General features: G+C 70.8%; 21 protein-coding genes. 11 read left to right on the top strand and 10 right to left on the bottom strand.

The annotated features are described in order from the left end of the window. Positions 1 to 22 precede the first annotated feature (22 nt). The 3 genes from NQ165_RS00565 (at position 23) to NQ165_RS00555 (ending at position 2,062) form a co-directional block, all read left to right on the top strand. Entirely contained in the window at positions 23 to 835 is an 813-nt protein-coding gene (locus tag NQ165_RS00565) for a MetQ/NlpA family ABC transporter substrate-binding protein (protein ID WP_257530256.1), read from the top strand. A 188-nt stretch (positions 836 to 1,023) separates the two neighbouring features. Beyond that, complete coding sequence (locus NQ165_RS00560; protein ID WP_257530254.1) at positions 1,024 to 1,422, top strand: RidA family protein; 399 nt, start codon at positions 1,024 to 1,026, stop codon at positions 1,420 to 1,422. Positions 1,423 to 1,621: 199 nt separating this feature from the next. Then, a complete protein-coding gene (locus NQ165_RS00555) occupies positions 1,622 to 2,062 on the top strand; it encodes a hypothetical protein (RefSeq protein WP_257530252.1) in 441 nt (146 codons plus the stop codon). A 13-nt stretch (positions 2,063 to 2,075) separates the two neighbouring features. On the opposite strand, the gene NQ165_RS00550 is transcribed toward NQ165_RS00555, so the two are convergent. The 9 genes from NQ165_RS00550 to NQ165_RS00510 all read right to left on the bottom strand — a co-directional run bounded on the left by NQ165_RS00550 (position 2,076) and on the right by NQ165_RS00510 (position 7,215). Then, a complete protein-coding gene (locus tag NQ165_RS00550; RefSeq protein WP_257530251.1) occupies positions 2,076 to 2,222 on the bottom strand; it encodes a hypothetical protein in 147 nt (48 codons plus the stop codon). A 155-nt stretch (positions 2,223 to 2,377) separates the two neighbouring features. Then, positions 2,378 to 2,710 (bottom strand): antibiotic biosynthesis monooxygenase family protein, encoded by a 333-nt coding sequence (locus NQ165_RS00545; RefSeq protein WP_257530249.1) that lies wholly within the window; start codon positions 2,708 to 2,710, stop codon positions 2,378 to 2,380. Between the two features lie 62 nt (positions 2,711 to 2,772). Beyond that, entirely contained in the window at positions 2,773 to 3,210 is a 438-nt protein-coding gene (locus NQ165_RS00540; RefSeq protein ID WP_257530246.1) for a pilus assembly protein TadG-related protein, read from the bottom strand. Beyond that, positions 3,207 to 3,671 carry a TadE family protein gene (locus NQ165_RS00535; RefSeq protein ID WP_257530245.1) on the bottom strand — a complete coding sequence of 155 codons (465 nt, stop codon included), beginning with the start codon at positions 3,669 to 3,671 and terminating at the stop codon, positions 3,207 to 3,209. The genes NQ165_RS00540 and NQ165_RS00535 overlap by 4 nt, the downstream gene beginning before the upstream one ends. Then, on the bottom strand, positions 3,646 to 3,996 hold the full coding sequence (locus tag NQ165_RS00530) for a TadE/TadG family type IV pilus assembly protein (RefSeq protein WP_257530243.1): 351 nt from the start codon (positions 3,994 to 3,996) through the stop codon (positions 3,646 to 3,648). Before NQ165_RS00530 ends, NQ165_RS00535 begins: the two co-directional genes overlap by 26 nt. Before the next feature lie 47 nt (positions 3,997 to 4,043). After that, on the bottom strand, positions 4,044 to 4,241 hold the full coding sequence (locus tag NQ165_RS00525; protein ID WP_257530521.1) for a hypothetical protein: 198 nt from the start codon (positions 4,239 to 4,241) through the stop codon (positions 4,044 to 4,046). Positions 4,242 to 4,268: 27 nt separating this feature from the next. After that, a complete protein-coding gene (locus tag NQ165_RS00520; RefSeq protein ID WP_257530241.1) occupies positions 4,269 to 5,198 on the bottom strand; it encodes a type II secretion system F family protein in 930 nt (309 codons plus the stop codon). After that, the gene (locus NQ165_RS00515) at positions 5,195 to 6,052 is read right to left on the bottom strand and encodes a type II secretion system F family protein (RefSeq protein WP_257530239.1); all 858 of its coding nucleotides are present in this window, start codon (positions 6,050 to 6,052) and stop codon (positions 5,195 to 5,197) included. The genes NQ165_RS00520 and NQ165_RS00515 overlap by 4 nt, the downstream gene beginning before the upstream one ends. Beyond that, positions 6,049 to 7,215 (bottom strand): ATPase, T2SS/T4P/T4SS family, encoded by a 1,167-nt coding sequence (locus NQ165_RS00510; RefSeq protein ID WP_257530237.1) that lies wholly within the window; start codon positions 7,213 to 7,215, stop codon positions 6,049 to 6,051. Before NQ165_RS00510 ends, NQ165_RS00515 begins: the two co-directional genes overlap by 4 nt. Positions 7,216 to 7,361: 146 nt before the next feature. Between NQ165_RS00510 and NQ165_RS00505 the strand changes: the two genes are divergently transcribed. Both NQ165_RS00505 and NQ165_RS00500 read left to right on the top strand, forming a co-directional pair. Next, positions 7,362 to 8,327, top strand: a complete 966-nt coding sequence (locus NQ165_RS00505; RefSeq protein ID WP_257530235.1) for a TIGR03885 family FMN-dependent LLM class oxidoreductase — start codon at positions 7,362 to 7,364, stop codon at positions 8,325 to 8,327. Further along, positions 8,324 to 9,991, top strand: a complete 1,668-nt coding sequence (locus NQ165_RS00500; RefSeq protein WP_257530232.1) for an alpha-amylase family protein — start codon at positions 8,324 to 8,326, stop codon at positions 9,989 to 9,991. The genes NQ165_RS00505 and NQ165_RS00500 overlap by 4 nt, the downstream gene beginning before the upstream one ends. Before the next feature lie 83 nt (positions 9,992 to 10,074). On the opposite strand, the gene NQ165_RS00495 is transcribed toward NQ165_RS00500, so the two are convergent. Then, positions 10,075 to 10,998: a heme o synthase gene (locus tag NQ165_RS00495; protein WP_257530231.1), complete on the bottom strand. Its 924-nt coding sequence runs from the start codon at positions 10,996 to 10,998 to the stop codon at positions 10,075 to 10,077. A gap of 228 nt (positions 10,999 to 11,226) precedes the next feature. Here NQ165_RS00495 and tkt point away from each other — a divergent pair, with 228 nt between their 5' ends. From tkt to pgl, 6 genes are read left to right on the top strand one after another with little or no spacing between them, the layout of a single operon-like run. Then, a complete protein-coding gene (gene tkt / locus NQ165_RS00490; RefSeq protein WP_257530229.1) occupies positions 11,227 to 13,326 on the top strand; it encodes a transketolase in 2,100 nt (699 codons plus the stop codon). Further along, entirely contained in the window at positions 13,323 to 14,438 is a 1,116-nt protein-coding gene (gene tal / locus NQ165_RS00485) for a transaldolase (RefSeq protein ID WP_257530227.1), read from the top strand. Before tkt ends, tal begins: the two co-directional genes overlap by 4 nt. Beyond that, positions 14,435 to 16,063 (top strand): glucose-6-phosphate isomerase, encoded by a 1,629-nt coding sequence (locus NQ165_RS00480; RefSeq protein ID WP_257530225.1) that lies wholly within the window; start codon positions 14,435 to 14,437, stop codon positions 16,061 to 16,063. The genes tal and NQ165_RS00480 overlap by 4 nt, the downstream gene beginning before the upstream one ends. Before the next feature lie 8 nt (positions 16,064 to 16,071). Further along, complete coding sequence (gene zwf / locus NQ165_RS00475; protein WP_257530223.1) at positions 16,072 to 17,622, top strand: glucose-6-phosphate dehydrogenase; 1,551 nt, start codon at positions 16,072 to 16,074, stop codon at positions 17,620 to 17,622. Then, entirely contained in the window at positions 17,619 to 18,566 is a 948-nt protein-coding gene (locus NQ165_RS00470) for a glucose-6-phosphate dehydrogenase assembly protein OpcA (RefSeq protein WP_257530221.1), read from the top strand. Before zwf ends, NQ165_RS00470 begins: the two co-directional genes overlap by 4 nt. After that, positions 18,559 to 19,344: a 6-phosphogluconolactonase gene (gene pgl / locus NQ165_RS00465; protein ID WP_257530219.1), complete on the top strand. Its 786-nt coding sequence runs from the start codon at positions 18,559 to 18,561 to the stop codon at positions 19,342 to 19,344. Before NQ165_RS00470 ends, pgl begins: the two co-directional genes overlap by 8 nt. Positions 19,345 to 19,355 lie beyond the last annotated feature (11 nt).

Raw genomic sequence — 19,355 nt, 5'->3', positions numbered from 1 at the left:
CCACCCAGGAAAGCAGGAACCCATGAGATCGTCCCGATTCCGCATCGCCGCCGTCGCACTCGCGGCCGTCACCGTCCTCGCCGGCTGCGCCACCACAGCAGGCGACGGAGCGGGTGACGCCGCTCCCACCACCCTGCAGGTCGCCGCGGTGACCTCGCCGATGACCGACGTGGTCGAGGCGGCCGCCGGCGCCATCGAAGACGGCTACGAGATCGAACTCGTCGAGGTCGCCGACTACATCACGGCCAACACGATCCTCGACGACGGCGACGTCTACGCGAACTTCTCGCAGCACCAGCCCTACATGCAGACCTTCAACGAGGGCAACGACGGCTCGCTGGTCGCGGTCCAGCCGGTCTACAACTTCGTCATCGCGTTCTACTCCAAGACGCTCGACGACATCGCCGACCTCCCCGCCGGCGCCACCGTCGCGATGCCGGACGACCCCTCCAACACGGGTCGCGCGCTCAAGCTGCTGGCCTCAGAGGGCATCGTGACCCTCGACCCCGCGGTCGATCCGTATGACGCGCGCGTCGACGACATCGTCGAGAACCCGAAGGACGTGCAGTTCCTGCAGGTGCCGATCAGCTCCCTCAATGCCGCCTACGAAGAGGCCGACCTCGTGTTCCAGTGGCCCTCCCACATCGCGGCGCTCGGGCTGAACCCGCAGGACGACGGTCTGCTGACCGAGCTGGACGATGTCTTCGCGCTCCACCTCGCCGTGGGTGAGGCGGATGCCGACTCCGAGGCCACCGCAGCATTGCAGCGGGCCTTCACCAGCGATGCCGTGCGAGAGGTCATCGAGTCGAACCCCACCATCGAGGTGGCGTTCTGACGGGCGGCTCGCCCGCCGCCCCCACCGGTCGGGCGCTCCCGTCGCGCTACGGCATCAGCAACCGGCGGCGGGGCAGGGAACGGGCGCGTCACACGGCGGTAACGCGAGGGACCGAACCGGAAACACGGGTTTCCTACGCTCGTGCCACCGGCGGAAAACAGCCGGAAGCACCACCGATAGGAGACCCCATGACCCGCGAACTCGTTGCCCCGGACGAGATGCTCCACCTTGTTGAGCGCTTCAACTACGCGCCCGCCGTCAAGGTCGGGAACCTGATCTACTGCGCGGGACAGGTGGGACGTGACGCGAACATGAAGGTGATCGACTCGAGTCTCGAGGACCACTTCGTGGCGGCGTTCGAGAACCTCGGCGCCGTGCTGCGCGCGGCCGGCTCCGACTTCGAGCACATCGTTGAGATGACCACGTTCCACGTCGGCCTGCAGGACCATCTGCCGCTCTTCCTCGAGGTGCGCGAGCGCTTCATCCCCCGGGGACCGGTGCCGCACGCCTGGAGCGCCATCGGCGTCACCGAGCTCACGTTCCCCGGTCAGCTCGTCGAGCTGAAGGCGATCGCGCTCGTTCCCTGACGACTGCGCTGTCGATGGCCGGCCCCGGGTTCTCCCGGGCCCGGCCATCCGCGCTCTGGCGGCGGTGCGGGCCCGACGACGGCGAGCGGGCACCACCGCACAGCTGCGGTCGATTGCGACGGTTCCGGCCCCCGAAGGCTCCCCGGTCACCCGGGCCGAGCCCGAGCGATACCGTCGATGTATACGAAAGGACACCGCCATGCCGTCTGGCTTCGATGTCTCGCCCATGAGCGGCTCCTCCTTCCCACCCCGCTACCGCGCGCCCGTCACGGGGATGGCCGAAGTCTTCCGCGTCTGGCTTCCTGGCGAGGATGAGGACGACCGGCGCACCGTCGGCCACCTCATCCGCCAGGAGCCCGACGGTCTGGCCTTCATGTCCGGCGTGGGCTCCGATGACGGCGACGCCATGCAAGGCAACCGTCGTCTCATCCAAGAGCTCCTCCGCGAGGGCTTCGCCGCCGGCACGAGCGTCACCGAGATGCGCGACGCGGTCTACCGGGCGAGCCTCACCGACGACATCGCATGGGTCGACCTCGACGACTTCTACGCCACGATCCGCGAGGAGTGGTATGGCGACCGCGCGACGGGAGCCCTCGGCGGCGGCGGGACAGGACGCCGCGACGCTGAAGGTCGCTCCTGACCGGCAGGACTCTTCAGCCGATTCCAGCCTCTGGCATGCTCTCCAGCTCGGCGAGCAGCTCCGCGTTCTGCGCCTCCATGGCCTCCCACTCCCCGACAAAGGCCACGAGAAGCCCCGCGCGTACCGACGAAGGCACCCCCGCGCGCTGCGCCTTGAGCACGGTGGCTTAGGCGGCGGCAGCAGCCGCCTCTCGCAAGCTCTCCGAGGCGGGGCGCCCGGCTGTCAGCGCCCTGATCTCGTGCCGCTCCATGCGACAAGGCTATCCGGCCGATTCCCGAGCCCGCGCGGGCGCACGGGCGGTCCGCGGGTCTGTCCTCAGCGTCGGATGAACCCCTCGTCGCCGGCCGGGATGCCGCCCTCGTCGGACACGAAACGTTCGACCTTCATATGCAGGTCGTGCACGTCTCTGAGTTTCGCGATCTGCGCCATCATCGGCGATGCATGATGGCGGTCGATGGCCGCCTGGTCGGTCCAGCTGTCGATCAGCAGCACCGTCTCGGCATCGTCCATCGGGAAGAAGTACTCGTAGCGCAGGTTGCCTTCGGCGGCGCGGATCGCCGCGACCGTGCCCGACGACACCATCTGCTCGGCGAACGCCCTCGCGTTGCCGCCGACTCCCGTGTAGTAGATGTTCACCGTCACGCTCATACATCCTCCTGTTCTGCGTGGAGAATGCTCTCGCACAGGATGATCCTCCTCCGACTCGGCGGTCAGCGCAGCGCGTTGCGGCTCGTTGCGGTCGTCTCCAGCCGGACGCCGGCGGGCACGAACACGGTGGCGATCGGCGGATGCCACACCGTTGCGACCGTCACCCGGGCCGAGACCCCGTCGGGAGTCCCCGCCTCGACGAGGGTGGCGGTGCCGACGACCCCCACGAGGTCGGCCGCCTGCGCGAAGACGCCGGCGTCGGTGAGGTCGGCGCGCGGCTCCCCCGCCGTCACCGTCAGCGTGAAGCCGTCCGCACCGGCGAGCGCCGCGGCATCGGCCACGGACTCCAGCCGCTTCTGCGCGAGGTACAGGCTCGTGGCATCCACGCAGACGAGGATCAACGCGAGGGCGAGCACGGCGTAGCCGAGGGTCAGCAGCATGATGCTGCCCTCGTCGCCGGGCGTGCCCTGCCCGGCCGGCGTCGAGGCACGCGTCCTCATGGCCCGCTCCAGAAGCGCGACACCTTCTGCACGGCCGTCGCCTCCACGGGCACGGCCGCGAGGTGCTCCCATCCCAGCACGGCCGGGACGAGGGGCAGCGTCACTCGCGTGGCGATCGTTACGCGCAGCGTCGCGCCCGCCGCTGGGCACGCGACGCCGACCGGGACGCACGTGATGGAGACGTCGACGGCATCCGCCGAGAGCGCGTACTCGTCGACGACCGAAGCCAGAACCCGCTCGGTGCGCGCGGCGGCCGTCGCGGCATCCGGCGCCGTCGCCACCGCGCGGGCGATGTGGCGCGCCCCGGCCTCCGCCCCCAGGGTCTGGGACTGCACAGCACCGAGTGCCACCACGAGATACACCAGCGGCACCAGCAGGATGACACCCACGAGGATGAACTCCAGCGCCGCCGCCCCGTCGTCTTCGGCGACCGCGTCACTCCAGGGTCTCCGCCGGGGCATGCGCGCTCACCTCCAGCGCCTCCGGTGCTCCCAGGAGCCCGGCCAGAGGCAGCGTCGCGCGCACCGTCACCTGCACCGCGGGATGTCCGAGGTGCGTCGTGGAAGACACCTCCACCGTCTCGGCGAAACCCTCACCGACGGTGCGCGCGATGATCGCTCGCGTGCGCGCGGCTCCGTCGGCGAGCGTGGTGTCGGCGAGCGCCGCGTGGAAGGCCCCCTCGACCGCGGCGTCATGCACGACGTTGCGCACGTACACGGCCACCCCCAGCTGCAGCACCGCCAGGGTCAGCACCGTCAGGAGCGCCCCCACGAGCACGAACTCCACCGGGCTCGACCCGCTGTCGTCGTCGAGCCCGGGCGGGGCGACGCCGATCAGAGCCCGGAGACGCTGTTGATCGCCTGCTCGAACAGCCCGGCGAGCGCCGGGCCCGCCACCGCCCAGATCACCACGACCAGCCCGGCCGTCATCAGCGTCACCAGCACCCAGCCGGGCACGTCGCCGCGTTCGTCGCTGCACAGCGTCCCCCACGCATTGCGCAACCGCATCGTGCCTTGTTGTTCGCGGAACATCTCCGCCTCCTTCCGACCGCACCGCGGTCACCCGAATCCGACTCGAAGCATGAACACGCCAGGGAAGATCGCGAACAGCACCGACAGCGGGAGGATGAGGAAGACCAGCGGGAGCATCATGAGGATCTCCTTCCTGCCGGCCTGCTCGATCAGCATCCGCTTCGCGTCCTCGCGCGTATCCCCGGCCTGCGCCTGCAGCACGTGCGCCAGCGGCGCCCCGCGGTCCAGTGCTGCCACGAGGTGATCCAGGCTGCGGGTCAGGGCGGGGATGTCCAGGTCGCGGGCCAGCGCCAGCAGCGCGTCGGGCAGGGTCGAACCCGTGCGCACGGCCAGCACCACCCGCCGCAGTTCGCCCGGCAATTCACCCGATCCGACATCGCCCACGCGCCGCAGCGCATCGAGCACGCTCTCCCCCGCCGACAGGCACAGCGACAGGAACTCCAGCACGGTGGGCAGCTCCTCCTGCGCCCGCGCCACCCGAGCCCCCGCCGCGCGCGTCAGCCGCATGTCGTACAGCGCCGCGGCCATGACCGCGGCGATCGGCGGCAGGACGACGGACCCGACCCAGAAGCGCCCTGCGACCGCCAGCGCGACCACCGTCAGCGCACCGGCGATGAGCCCGGCCAGCGCCCAGATGAGCTGCCGTCCGCGGAACTGCACCGGGTCGCCCGCCCATCCCGCCTGGCGCAGCCGCCGCTCGATCACGGCCGACCCGCCGAGCGCGGTGGCGAGCCGATCCCGCCACCCGCGCCACCAGGCTGCGAGGTCGAGATCGACGCCGGGGCCGGAGAGGGGGGTGAGCCCCAGCGGATCTGCCGTGTCCCGCAGGTAGGGCGCGATGCGGTCCGCCAGCCGAAGCGCACCCCATCGCGGCATCCGCTGCACAACCAGGACGATGCCCAGGGCCAGCGCGCCCCCGAGGATGACCGCGAGGGCGATCTCGGTCACCCCGCTCATCCGAACCACCGCCGCGGCTCCGGGAGTCGGCCGATCTGCACCATGATCCGATACGCCACCACCGAGATCGCCGCGCCCGCCAGCACCACGACGACTCCCTCGGCGGTGCCGTACGCCCGGGCTCCTTCGGGCCGCAGGGCGAGCAGGCCGAGGATCACCCACGGCGCGATCACACCCAGCGTCGCGGCACCCCGGATCCACGACTGCCGGGCCTCCACCTCGGCGCGGAGGGCGGCGTCGGCACGCACCGACGCCGACAGGGCTCGCAGCACGGTCGGGAGTTCGGTGCCACCCACCTGCCGGGTCATCCGCAGCGTCTCCACGATGCGGTCGGCGACGGGGTCGGCGAGAGTGTGCTTCAGCCGCTGCACTGCAGAGTCGAAGTGTCCTGAGGCGTCGAGATCGCGGGCGAACACGGTGAACGCGGGGCGCAGCTCCGCCGGCGCGGACTGGGCCAGGCTCGCCACCGCGTCAGGCAGCGACATGCCCGCGCGCACCGAGGCGATCAGCAGGTCGCAGATGTCGGGCCACAGCGCACGGCGGCCGCGGCGGCGCCGCGCGGCGCGCGCCCGCACCCACACCAGCGGCGCGGCCGCCCCGGCCGCCCCTGCGACGAACGCCAGCGCGGGCAGCGCGGTGATCAGCCATGCGACGGATGCCGCGACGAGCGCCAGGGCGACCGTCGCCGCGCCGAGCGAGCGCGGGGGCACCCGCGCGAACCCCGCGGCAGCGAGCAGCCGGGCAGCGCGGCCGGAGACGGCCGGGCGCACGCGCCCGGGCTGCGGCGGCCACATCCACGGCGACATCACCAGCAGGATGCCGGCAGCGAGCGTCCCACCCCAGACGAACGTCACGGCTCGCCCGCACGGTACAGCGTGTGCGCCTCGACGACGCCGTCGACCACCCGACCGGTCGGGGCGATGATCTCCGCCACGCGCCGGCGGCCGTCTGGAACACGCTCGCAGTGCGCGACCAGATGCACCGACGACGCGACCGCGGGCAGCACGAACCCCGGATCGATGTTGCGCCCGGCCAGCAGCGGCAGGGCGGCGAGCTTGGCGAGAGCCTCACGCGCCGAATTGGCGTGGATACTCGCAGCCCCTGGAACCCCGGTGTTCAGGGCCAGCAACAGGTCCAGCGCCTCCGCGTCGCGCACCTCCCCCACGATCAGCCGGTCGGGGCGCATTCGCAGGGCTTCTTTGACCAGCCGCCGCAGCGTCACCTCGCCCGTCCCCTCCAAGCTCGGCTGCCGCCCCTGCATGCCGACGATGTCCTCGGCATCCACCGCCAGCTCGAACGTCTCCTCCACGGTGACGATGCGCTGCTGCGGCGGGCAGGCGGCGATCAAGGCGCCGAGCAGGGTGGTCTTTCCCGTGTGCGTCGCTCCCGACACCAGCACGCTGCGTCCCGCCGCCATGGCTCCGCGCAGCATGTCGGCCGCGCGGTCGGTCAGCGATCGCGCCTCGACGAGCCGCGCCAGGTCGCGGTACATCGGCAGGAACCGGCGGATGTTCACCGACCAGTGCCGCCGGGTGATGTCGGGGATGACCACGTGCAGGCGCGATCCGTCCGGCAGCGAGGCGTCGACGAACGGCTGACTCAAGTCCACCCGGCGCCCGGTGGCGTGCAGCATCCGCTCGACGAGGTCGCGCACCGCGCTGTCGGTGAGGGTCAACGGCAGCCGCTCCGCGCGACCGGCGCGGGCGACGAAGACGCGGTCAGGAGAATTGAGCCACAGCTCCTCGACGGTCGGGTCATCGAGGTACGGCTGCAGCGGCCCGAACCCCGACACCGCGGCCAGCACCTCCCGCACGCAGGCAGCCTCGTCATCGACGGTGGCAAGGCCACGCGCCAGCGCATAGTCGTTGTGTCGTCGCACCTCCGTCCGCGCGAACTCCGCTGCCGCCTCGCTGACCCGGCCAGGCTCGACCTGCTCCGTCCGTAGCCGGTCGCGCACGCGCTCGGTGACCGCCGCGGTCACATGGGCGGCGCCGGTCGGCGCGAAGGCGAGGCTCACGCGAGGCATCCTCGCAATGACCGGGTGCGGTCGTCGGGAGTTATCCACAGCGCCGCGACGGGCCCGCGCCCGCGGGACTTACCGCACGTGTGCAGTCGAATGCAAACGGTTCCTGCGCCTCGGGGCGACCCGCAAGGCTCGAGTGCATGGTCTTCCTCGGTTTCCACGCATCGCATGAGCAGATCCCGCCCGGCAGGCTCCTCCAAGACGTCGTCGCGGCGGAGGCTGCCGGTTTCGACGGCGCGATGTGCTCCGACCACGTTGCGCCATGGGGCGTGCGGCAGGGCGAGTCGGGCTTCGCTCCGAGCTGGCTCGGCGCCGCCCTCGCGCGCACCGGCTTCTCGATCGGCTTCGTCAACGCCCCCGGGCAGCGGTACCACCCGGTGATCGCCGCGCAGGCGTACGCGACGCTGGAGGAGATGTTCCCCGGCCGTTTCTGGGCGGCGCTCGGCAGCGGCGAGGCGATGAACGAGCACGTCACAGGCGACCCCTGGCCGCCCAAGGCCGAGCGCAACGACCGGCTCGCCGAGACCGTCTCGATCATCCGTCGGCTGCTGGCCGGCGAAGAGGTCGACCACGAGGGCCTCGTGCGGGCGCACCGCGCGCGTCTGTGGTCGCTCCCCGACGCGCCGCCACCCCTGTTCGCCACCGCGATCAGCCCCGAGACCGCCGGGTGGGCGGCGTCGTGGGCCGATGGCCTCGTGACCGCGCTCCAGCCGCCGCCCGCGCTCGAGAAGGTGCTCGGGGCCTACGGGGCCGCGGGTGGAACCGGGCCGCGCGTGCTGCAGGTGCACGTCAGCTGGGCGCCGACCGACGCCGAGGCGCTCGCGATCGCGCGGGATCAGTGGGCCCATGCCGTGCTGAGCCCGCCCACCATCTGGGACCTCGAGCAGCCGGAGGACTTCGACGCCGCCGCGGGCGACCCGAGCGACCAGCAGATGCGCGACGCGCTGCTCATCTCGAGCGACCTCGACGAGCTCGCCGTGCGCATCGCCGACCACGCCCGGCTCGGCTTCGACCGCATCTACCTGCACCACGTGGGCCAGGACCAGCGGCCGTTCCTGAACGCGGCGCGCGACCATCTGCTGCCTCGATTGAAGGAGCTGCTGTGAGGATCACCGATACGAGCGACCTGTGGTGGAAGTCCGCGGTCATCTACTGCCTCGACGTCGAGACGTTCCTCGACTCCAACGGGGACGGCGTGGGCGACCTGCAGGGGCTGGCCTCGCGCATCGACTATCTCGCCCAGCTCGGCGTCACCTGTCTGTGGCTCATGCCCTTCTATCCGACGCCCGACCGCGACGACGGGTACGACGTGACGGACTTCTACGGCGTCGACCCGCGCCTGGGCACGCACGGCGACCTCGTCGAGGTGATCCGCACGGCGCGTGACAGAGGCATCCGCGTGATCGTCGACCTCGTCGTGAACCACACCTCCGACCGGCATCCCTGGTTCCAGTCCGCCAAGCGCAGCCCCTCGTCGCCGTACCGCGACTTCTACGTGTGGCGCTCCGACCCGCCGCCCAAGGGGCAGAAGAACGAGGTCTTCCCCGGCGAGGCCGACGGCATCTGGACGCGCGAGGACAAGTCGGGCAAGTGGTACATGCACAGCTTCTACCCGCACCAGCCCGACCTGAACATCGCGAACCCCGCGGTGCGCGACGAGATCGCCAAGACGGTCGGCTTCTGGCTGCAGCTGGGCATCTCCGGATTCCGCGTCGACGCCGTCCCGTTCCTGCTCGAGGTGCAGGAAGGCGCCGAGATGGCCGACCCGCACGACATGCTGCGCGACATCCGCCGCTTTCTGCAGCGGCGCTCGAGCGAAGCGGTGCTGCTGGGCGAGGTGAACCTCCCCTACGAGCAGCAGGCCGCGTACTTCGGCGCAGGCAACGACGGCCAGGAACTGACGATGCAGTTCGACTTCGCCGGGATGCAGGCGTTCTACCTGTCGCTCGTCCGCCAGGATCCCGAGCCCCTCGCCACGGCGCTCTCCTCGCGCCCCGCGCTTCCCGTCGAAGCGCAGTGGGCGAACTTCCTGCGCAACCACGACGAGCTCACGCTCGACCAGCTCACCGACGACGAGCGACAGGAGGTGTTCGAGGCCTTCGCGCCCGACGAGCACCAGCGCGTGTACGGGCGGGGAATCACCCGTCGCCTGCCGACCATGCTCGAAGGCGACCCCCGCCGCATCCGCATGGCGTACAGCCTGCTGTTCACCCTCCCGGGCACGCCGGCGCTGTTCTACGGCGAGGAGATCGGCATGGGCGAGAACGCCGAGCTCGACAAGCGTCATGCCGTGCGCACCCCCATGCAGTGGTCGGCGGAACGCCATGGCGGGTTCTCGACCGCGCCGCCTTCTCGTCTCGTGGCCCAGCCGCCCGGCGACGGGTACTCGCCGCTGCACGTCAACGTCGCCGACCAGCTCGAAGACCGCGATTCGCTCCTGCACTTCTTCCGCGACCTCACCTCCCGCTACCGCATCTCACCCGAGCTCGGATGGGGCGAACTGGAGATCATCGCGCATGACGCGTCGGGCGTTCTGGTGCATTCCCTGCGCGCCGATGTCGGCCGCACGGTCGCCGTGCACAACTTCACCGATGTCCCGGCGGTGGTCGCGTTCGCTCTCGCGGACGACCCCGAGGGGACGACACTGGTCGACGTGCTCGACTCCGAGCGGCTCCCGCTCGACGACCGCGGTCGCGTCGAATTCACCCTCCCCGCGTACGGCTACCGCTGGCTGCGGGTGTCGCGCCCCGGAGACGGCCGGGTGACCTGAGTCGCTTCCGTGGCTCCCGCGGCGGATGCCGGGACCCGGACCCGCACAGGGATCTCCGCCCGCGTTTCAGCGGGTGTCGCGCGTCAGAAGGGCAGCAGCGGGTCGACGGCGATCGCGATGAACAGCAGCGTCAGGTACGTGATCGACGCGTGGAAGACCCGCATCGGCTTGGGCTCCGTGCCGCGCACGGCGCGGGCGTAGAGCACGTGGGACTCGTAGACGAACCAGCCGCCGAAGACCAGCGCCGAGACGGTGTACACCAGGCCCATGCCCGCCACCGGGATCAGCAGCAGCGAGCATGCCACGGTGGCCCAGGCGTAGAGGATGACCTGCAGGCCCACCTGCGTGCCGTTGCGGGTCGCCCCGAGCATCGGCACGGACACGTCGGCGTAGTCGACCTTGTACTTCATCGACAGCGGCCAGTAGTGCGGCGGGGTCCACAGGAACACCAGCACGAACAGGATCGCAGCGCTCCACGACAGCGAGCCGGTCACGGCCGACCAGCCGATGAGCACCGGGAAGCACCCGGCGATGCCGCCCCACACGATGTTCTGCTCGGTGCGGCGCTTGAGGATCATCGTGTAGATCACGACGTAGAAGAAGATGGCGGCCACCGACAGCGATGCGGCGACCCAGTTTGTCGTGGCCAGCAGCCACAGCGTGGATGCCACGGCGAGCACCCAGGAGAAGATGAGCGCGCCACGGGCGGAGACCTCGCCGGTGACGATCGGCCGACCCGCGGTGCGCTTCATGTGCGCGTCGATGTCGCGATCGAGGTACATGTTGAACGCGGCGGCCGACCCGGCGCTCATCGAGCCGCCGATGACGGTGGCCAGCACCAGCCAGACGTTCGGGAACCCGCCTTCGGCGAGGATCATCACCGGCACCGTGGTGACGAGCAGCAGCTCGAGGACGCGCGGCTTCGTCAAGGCGATGTACGCGCGCACCGTCCGCCGGAACGACGGGGTCGCCGTCTGCGCGCTGCCCGACGTCGTCGTGATGTCCATTTTCCCCGCTATCGCTGCTTGCACTACCACCTCAGTCTAGGCCATGGCCCCGCGGGCCCTTCCGCGCGCGCGATCGTCATACAGCGCGCGGACCGCCCTCGCGGGTACCCCACTTCGCTATGCTGAACGCACACGCGCGCCGGTGCCGCCGGCCCCCGCCACCTCTCCCGGATGAGGGCAGCGGGCTGGCCTCGACACGAAGCGCATCCCCTCGAGAAAGGCGACCGAGTGTCGGAATTGCAGTGGGACGAGATCGATCGGCGCGCGGTGGACACCGCTCGGGTGCTGGCAGCCGATGCCGTTGAGAAGGTCGGCAACGGCCACCCCGGAACCGCCATGAGCCTGGCGCCGGCGGCGTACCTGCTGTACCAGAAGGTGATGCGCCACGACCCGGCCAACACCCACTGGCTCGGCCGTGACCGCTTCATCCTCTCGGTCGGCCACTCGTCGCTCACCCAGTACGTGCAGCTGTACCTCGGGGGCTTCGGCCTCGAGCTCGACGACCTCAAGGCGCTCCGCACATGGGGCTCCAAGACGCCCGGCCACCCCGAGTACGGGCACACCGACGGCGTGGAGATCACGACCGGCCCGCTCGGTCAGGGACTGGCATCCGCCGTCGGCTTCGCCTATGCGGCGCGCTACGAGCGCGGCCTGTTCGACCCGGAGACCCCGGCCGGGCAGTCGCCCTTCGACCACGACATCTACGTCATCGCCGGTGACGGCGACCTGCAGGAGGGCGTCACCAGCGAGGCATCCTCGCTGGCGGGTCACCAGCAGCTGGGCAACCTCATCGCGATCTACGACTCCAACCAGATCTCGATCGAAGACGATACGAACGTCGCCTTCACCGAGGACGTCGCGGCGCGCTACGAGGCCTACGGCTGGCACGTGCAGACGGTCGACTGGAAGCGCACCGGCGAGTACGTCGAGGATGTCGCGGAGCTCCACGCCGCGATCGAGGCGGCCAAGGGCGAGACCGACAAGCCGTCGCTGATCATCCTCAAGACCATCATCGGATGGCCGTCGCCCGGCAAGCAGAACACCGGCAAGATCCACGGCTCCGCCCTCGGCGCCGACGAGCTGGCCGCCACGAAGAAGGTGCTCGGGTTCGATCCCGAGCAGAGCTTCGTCGTGGCCGAGGACGTGCTTGCGCGCACCCGCTCCCTCGCCGAGCGTGCCGCGACCGCCCGCGCCGAGTGGCAGACCGCGTTCGACGCCTGGGCCGACGCCCACCCCGAGCGCAAGGCGCTGCTCGACCGGCTCGAAGCCGGTGAGCTGCCCACGGACATCGCCGACGCGCTGCCGACGTTCGAAGCCGGCAAGGACGTCTCCACCCGCGCAGCGTCGGGCCTGGTCATCAACGCCCTCGCCGCAGAGCTCCCCGAGCTGTGGGGTGGATCGGCCGACCTCGCCGAGTCGAACCTCACCACCATCAAGGACGCCAAGAGCTTCATCCCCGAAGAGTGGTCGACCCATGAGTGGTCGGGCTCCCCCTACGGTCGGGTGCTGCACTTCGGCATCCGCGAGCACGCCATGGGCGCGATCGTCAACGGCATCAAGCTGCACGGTCCCACCCGCCCGTTCGGCGGCACGTTCCTCATCTTCAGCGACTACATGCGCCCCGCGGTGCGCCTGGCCGCGCTGATGGGCATCCCCTCGATCTTCGTCTGGACGCACGACTCGGTCGCCCTCGGCGAGGACGGCCCCACGCACCAGCCGATCGAGCAGCTGGCGACGCTGCGGGCCATCCCGAACTTCACGGTGGTGCGCCCGGCGGATGCCAACGAGACGGCCACCGCGTGGCTGGAGATCCTGCGCCGCCAGGACGGCCCCACCGGCATCGCCCTGACGCGTCAGAACATCCCGGTGTTCGAGCGCGGCACCGGCGACGCCGACGGCGACGTGTTCGCCTCGGCCGACAACGTCGCCAAGGGCGCGTACATCCTGGCGGAGGCCCCCGGCGGCACGCCCGACGTGATCCTCATCGCCACCGGCTCCGAGGTGCAGGTGGCCGTCGCCGCCCGCGAAACGCTCGCCGCCGAGGGGGTCAACGCCCGTGTGGTGTCGGCACCGTCGCTCGAATGGTTCGCCGAGCAGGATGCCGCCTACCGCGAGCAGGTTCTGCCGGCCGCAGTGAAGGCACGCGTGTCGGTCGAGGCCGGCTCACCGCTCACGTGGCGCGGCATCGTCGGCGACGCCGGTCGTTCGGTCGGCATCGACCACTTCGGCGCATCCGCCGACTACCACACCCTGTACGAGAAGTTCGGCATCACCGCCGAGGCCGTGGTCACCGCGGCACGCGAGACCCTCAAGGAGACGCGCGCATGACAACTCCCACCCAGGCCCTGTCCGACGCAGGCGTGAGCATCTGGCTCGACGACCTGTCCCGCCAGCGCATCACCACCGGCAACCTGCAGCAGCTCATCGACACCCGAAACGTCGTGGGGGTGACCACCAACCCGACGATCTTCCAGGGCGCGATCTCGGCCGGAATCGGCTATGAAGAGGCCATCGCCGCGCAGGCGGCCAAGGGCGCCTCGACCGACGACACGATCTTCTCGCTGACCACCACCGACGTGCAGAGTGCGTGCGACATCTTCCGCCCCATCTACGACGCCACCAAGGGCGTCGACGGCCGGGTGTCGATCGAGGTCTCCCCCGACCTCGCACACGACACCGCGGCGACCGTCGCCCAGGCCAAGGAGCTGGCGGCGGCCGTCGACCGCCCGAATGTGCTGATCAAGATCCCCGCCACCAAGGCGGGGCTGCCCGCGATCACCGAGGTCATCGCGGCGGGCATCTCGGTCAACGTCACGCTCATCTTCTCGCTGGAGCGGTACGCCGAGGTCATCGACGCGTACCTCGACGGCCTGGAGCGGGCGCACAGCGCGGACTTCGACCTGTCGCACATCCACTCCGTCGCGTCCTTCTTCGTCTCGAGAGTCGACACCGAGATCAACAAGCGTCTCGAGGCCGTGGGCACCGGCGAGGCCGAAGGACTCATGTCGCTCGCAGGCGTCGCCAACGCGCGCCTCGCGTACGAGCTGTTCGAGCAGAAGTTCGCTGAGAAGCGGGCGACCGACCTCGTCGGGATCGGCGCCAACGTGCAGCGGCCGCTGTGGGCGTCCACGGGGGTCAAGGACCCGAAGCTTCCCGACACGCTCTACGTCACCGAGCTCGTCGCGCCCGGCACCGTCAACACGATGCCGGAGAAGACGCTCGAGGCCACCTTCGACCACGGTCAGATCGTCGGCGACAGCATCAGCGGCACCTACGACGCCGCACGCAAGGTCTTCGCCGACCTCGACCGGCTCGGCATCGACCTCGTCGAGGTCACGCAGCTGCTCGAGGACGAGGGCGTCGACAAGTTCATCGCCTCGTGGCACGACCTGCAGGGCACCGTCACCGAGGCTCTCGAAGGGGCCAAGGCCAACGCATGACCTTCGACATCCGGGTCACCGGGCGCGCCAAGGCGGCGGTCGACCGCGTCCTGCCGACGCTGATCGCCGACCTCGTCGCCAGCGGCATCACCGCCGGTGACGCCGCCCTGTGGGGTCCCGCCGCCGAGGCGGACGCCGCTCAGCGTCTGGGCTGGGTGCAGGCGGTCAGCGTCTCGCGTCCGCTGGTCCCCGAGATCCTCGCCCTGCGCGAGCAGCTCATGGCGCGCGGCATCACCCGGGTCGTCCTCGCGGGGATGGGCGGGTCGTCCCTCGCCCCCGAGGTCATCGCGCAGACGGCAGGCGTGCCGCTGGTGATCCTGGATTCCACCGCGCCCGGCCAGGTGCTCGCCGCGATCGACGGCGACGGCGAGACCGGCGGCCTGGCCGAGACGGTGCTGGTCGTGTCGTCGAAGTCGGGCTCCACGGTCGAGACGGATGCCGCACGGCGCGCGTTCGAGGCCGCCTGGCGCGACCTCGGCATGGACCCGGCCGAGCACATCGTCGTCGTGACCGACCCGGGCTCGCCGCTGGACGAGTCGGCTCGTGCCGCCGGGTACCGTGTGTTCCCGGCCGACCCGACCGTGGGCGGCCGCTACTCGGCCCTCACCGCGTTCGGGCTCGTGCCCACGGGGCTCGCGGGCGTCGACATCAGCGAGCTGCTCGACGAAGCGGAGGCGACGCTGCTGGAAGTGGCGATCGACAGCCCCGACAACCCCGCGCTCGTGCTGGCCGCAGCCATCGCCGGCAGCGACCCGCTGCGCGACAAGCTGGGCCTGGTCAGCGACGGCACCCACATCGTGGGCCTGCCGGACTGGATCGAGCAGCTCGTGGCCGAGTCCACCGGCAAGGACGGCACCGGCATCCTGCCGGTCGCGCTGCTGCCGGTGTCCCCCGAGCTGGATTCCCGTCCCGAGGACCTGCAGATCCTGCGCCTGGTCGACGAGGCGCGCGAGTTCCACCTGGTCGAGCCGCACGAGGACGAGATCCTCGTCAGCGGGTCCCTCGGCGCCCAGCTGCTGGTGTGGGAGTACGCCACCGCGATCGCCGGTCGCCTGCTCGGCATCAACCCGTTCGACCAGCCCGATGTGGAGTCCGCCAAGGTCGCCGCCCGTGCGCTGCTCGACGCCCGACCCGCGCCGACGGAGCCGTCCTTCACGGAGCACGGCGTCGAGGTGCGGGTCTCCGACCCGGCTCTCGCGGCGTCCGGAACGATCGCCGGCGTGCTCGAGGCCCTCTGGGACCGCATCCCGCCGGACGGCTATGTGTCGCTGCAGGCATATGTCGACCGTCGCGAGCTGTCGCAGCTCGCGGGGCTGCGCGAGATGGTCGCCGCCGACAGCGGGCGTCCGACCACCTTCGGCTGGGGTCCGCGGTTCCTGCACTCGACCGGGCAGTACCATAAGGGCGGCCCGGCCACCGGTGTGTTCGTGCAGATCCTCGACGCCGGCGAGGTCGACCTGGAGATCCCGGGCCGGCCGTTCACGTTCGGGCAGCTGATCCGCGCCCAGGCCGCCGGCGACGCCGCCGTCCTTTCCGAGACGCACGGTCGCCCCGTCGTCACCCTCACGCTCACCGAACCGCAGCCCGACGTGCTGACGCTGTTCGAAGCCGTCCTGGAGGACTGAACCCCCCGATGACCGTCGAGATCCGGCGCGGCCACAATCCGCTGCGCGATCCTCACGACCGCCGCCTCAACCGCATCGCCGGCCCGAGCGCACTGGTCATCTTCGGCGTGACAGGCGACCTGTCGCGCAAGAAGCTCATGCCCGCCGTCTACGACCTGGCCAACCGCGGCCTGCTGCCGCCCGGTTTCGCGCTGGTCGGCTTCGCACGCCGTGACTGGGCGGACGAGGACTTCGCCCGCGTCGTCTACGACGCGGTGAAGCAGCACGCGCGCACACCCTTCCGCGAGGAGACGTGGAAGCAGCTGCTCCAGGGCATCCGCTTCGTCTCCGGCGAGTTCGACGACCCGGAGGCGTTCCGTCGCCTGCGCGACACCGTGCACGCCCTCGACGTGGAGCGCGGAACAATGGGCAACCACGCCTACTACCTGTCGATCCCGCCCAAGGACTTCCCTCTGGTGGCGAAGCAGCTGAAGTCGTCGGGACTCGTCGACGACACCGCGGCGGGCGACTCGAGCTGGCGCCGCGTCGTCATCGAGAAGCCGTTCGGCAGCAACCTGCAGACCGCCCGCGCCCTCAACGAGGCGCTGGAGGTCGCGTTCCCGGCCGACTCGATCTTCCGCATCGACCACTACCTCGGCAAGGAGACGGTCCAGAACATCCTGGCGCTCCGCTTCGCCAACGAGCTGTATGAGCCGATCTGGAACCGCAACTACGTCGATCACGTGCAGATCACCATGGCCGAGGACATCGGCGTGGGCGGGCGGGCCGGCTACTACGACGGCATCGGCGCGGCGCGCGACGTGATCCAGAACCACCTGCTGCAGCTCCTGGCGCTCACCGCGATGGAAGAGCCCATCTCCCTGGATGCCACGCACCTGCGTGCCGAGAAGGAGAAGGTCCTCGCCGCGGTGCGGCTGCCCGAGGATCTGTCGACGGCGACCGCGCGCGGCCAGTACGCCGGCGGGTGGCAGGGCGGCGAGAAGGTCACCAGCTTTCTCGACGAGGACGGCATGGACCCGGCATCCACCACCGAGACCTACGCCGCGGTGAAGCTGGAGATCGCCACACGCCGCTGGGCCGGGGTGCCGTTCTATCTGCGCACCGGAAAACGGCTGGGCCGACGCGTCACCGAGATCGCCGTGGTGTTCAAGCGCGCCCCGCAGCACCTGTTCCTGCGCAACCAGACCACCGAGCAGGGCCAGAACGCGCTCGTCATCCGCGTGCAGCCCGACGAGGGCGTGACCATCCGCTTCGGCTCCAAGGTCCCCGGCGCCGCCACCGAGGTGCGGGATGTGACGATGGACTTCGGCTACGGCCACGCCTTCACCGAATCGAGCCCGGAGGCTTACGAGCGGCTGATCCTCGACGTTCTGCTCGGCGATCCTCCGCTGTTCCCCCGGCATGAGGAGGTCGAGCTGAGCTGGCGGATCCTCGATCCGATCGAGCAGTACTGGAGCGAGCAGGGCGGGCCGCTCGAACAGTACTCCCCCGGATCCTGGGGTCCCCCGTCGGCCGATGAGCTGCTGGCCCGTGACGGCCGCGTCTGGAGGCGCCCATGATCCTCGACATCCCCGACACCACGGTGTCCCAGGTGGCCCGCTCGCTGGTGAAGGTGCGCGAAGAAGGCGGCGCGGTCGCCCTCGGGCGCGTGCTGACGCTCGTCATCGCCAGTTCCCACGGGCTCGAGGAGGACGCCATCGACGCCGCGAACGCGGCCTCGCGCGAGCACCCGATGCGCGTGATCGTGCTCATCAGCGAGCCCGACGGCGAACCCCGTCTCGATGCGCAGATCCGCGTCGGCGGGGATGCCGGGGCGAGCGAGGTCATTGTGCTGCGCGCTCACGGCGACGCCGCCAGCAACCCCGACAGCCTCATCACCGGGCTCCTGCTGCCGGACGCCCCGGTCGTGGCCTGGTGGCCGGACCACCCGCCGGCCGTCCCCGCCGAGTCCGGGATCGGACGCATCGCGCAACGGCGCATCACCGACGCCTCGAGCAAGCCGTACAACTCCGACCGCCTCAGCGCCCTGGCGCGCACGTACGCCCCTGGCGACACGGACCTCGCCTGGACGCGGCTGACCCACTGGCGCGAGCAGCTCGCCGCCGTGCTGGACCAGCCGCCCTACGAGCCCGTGACCGACGTCGAGGTCGTGGGCGCCGGCAGCTCTCCGTCCACGGCCCTCCTCGCGGCCTGGCTTCGGCTGAAGCTGGAAGTCCCGGTCACGTGGCGCTACGCCGACCCCGACGAGTGGGACCACGGCATCCGCTCCGTGCGTCTCACGCGCGCCTCCGGCGACATCGTGCTCGAGCGCAGCAACGACATCGACGCGAAGCTGGCGCAGCCTCAACAGCCCGAGCACGAGATCGTCCTCCCCCGCCGCACCCTGCGCGAGTGCCTCGCCGAGGAGCTGCGTCGCCTCGACCCGGACGTCCTGTATGGTCGGGTGATCACACGCGGCTGGGAGCTGCTCGGCCCTGCGGTGACACGGGAGTCGCATGGCTGAGTTCTACGCCGAGAAGCGGGTCGTCGTGCGCCCCGACCGGGAGCACATCGCACGGTCGGTCGCGACGCGCTTCCTCTCGCGGCTGACCAAGCGCGGGCGCGAGGGACAGGTCACCCACGTGTCCCTCACCGGAGGCGCCATGGGCGCCGCCGTGCTGCGTGCGGCCGGCGCGCATGCCAAGCGCGACAGCGTCGACTGGTCTCTCGTGCACTTCTGGTGGAGCGACGAGCGCTTCGTCCCCGCCGACAGCGGGGAACGCAACGAGGCGATGGCGCGCGAGGCCCTGCTCGGGCGCATCCCCGTCCCCGCCGAGAACGTCCACGCCATGCCCGCCTCCGATTCCGGGCTCGACCTCGACGGGGCCGCGACCGCCTACGAGCGCGAGCTGGCGCGTTTCGCCGACGTGGATGCCGGCCTCGCCTGGCCGACGTTCCACATCACCTTCCTCGGCGTCGGCGCCGACGGGCATATCGCGTCACTGTTCCCCGACCGGCCGGAGATCCAGATCACGGACCGCGCCGTCGTCGGCGTCCGCGACTCGCCGGTCCCGCCCGCGGAGCGGCTCACCCTCACCCGGCCGGTCATCAACTCCTCCGCGCGCGTGTGGATGGTCGTCGCGGGCACGGACAAGGCCGCCGCGCTGGGCCTGGTGCTCGCAGGCGCGAGCTACGACAGCGTGCCGGCAGCGGGAGCGAAGGGGCGCAAGCGCACCATCATCTTCGTCGACCAGGATGCGGCGGCACAGGTGCCGCCGGAGCTGATCGACGGCGAGTACTGACGGCAGCGCCG

Origin of the sequence: Microbacterium sp. zg.Y1084 (assembly GCF_024623595.1) — a bacterium.
Classification (GTDB): Bacteria; Actinomycetota; Actinomycetes; order Actinomycetales; family Microbacteriaceae; genus Microbacterium; species Microbacterium wangruii.
This window is presented reverse-complemented; position numbering and strand designations above follow the sequence as displayed.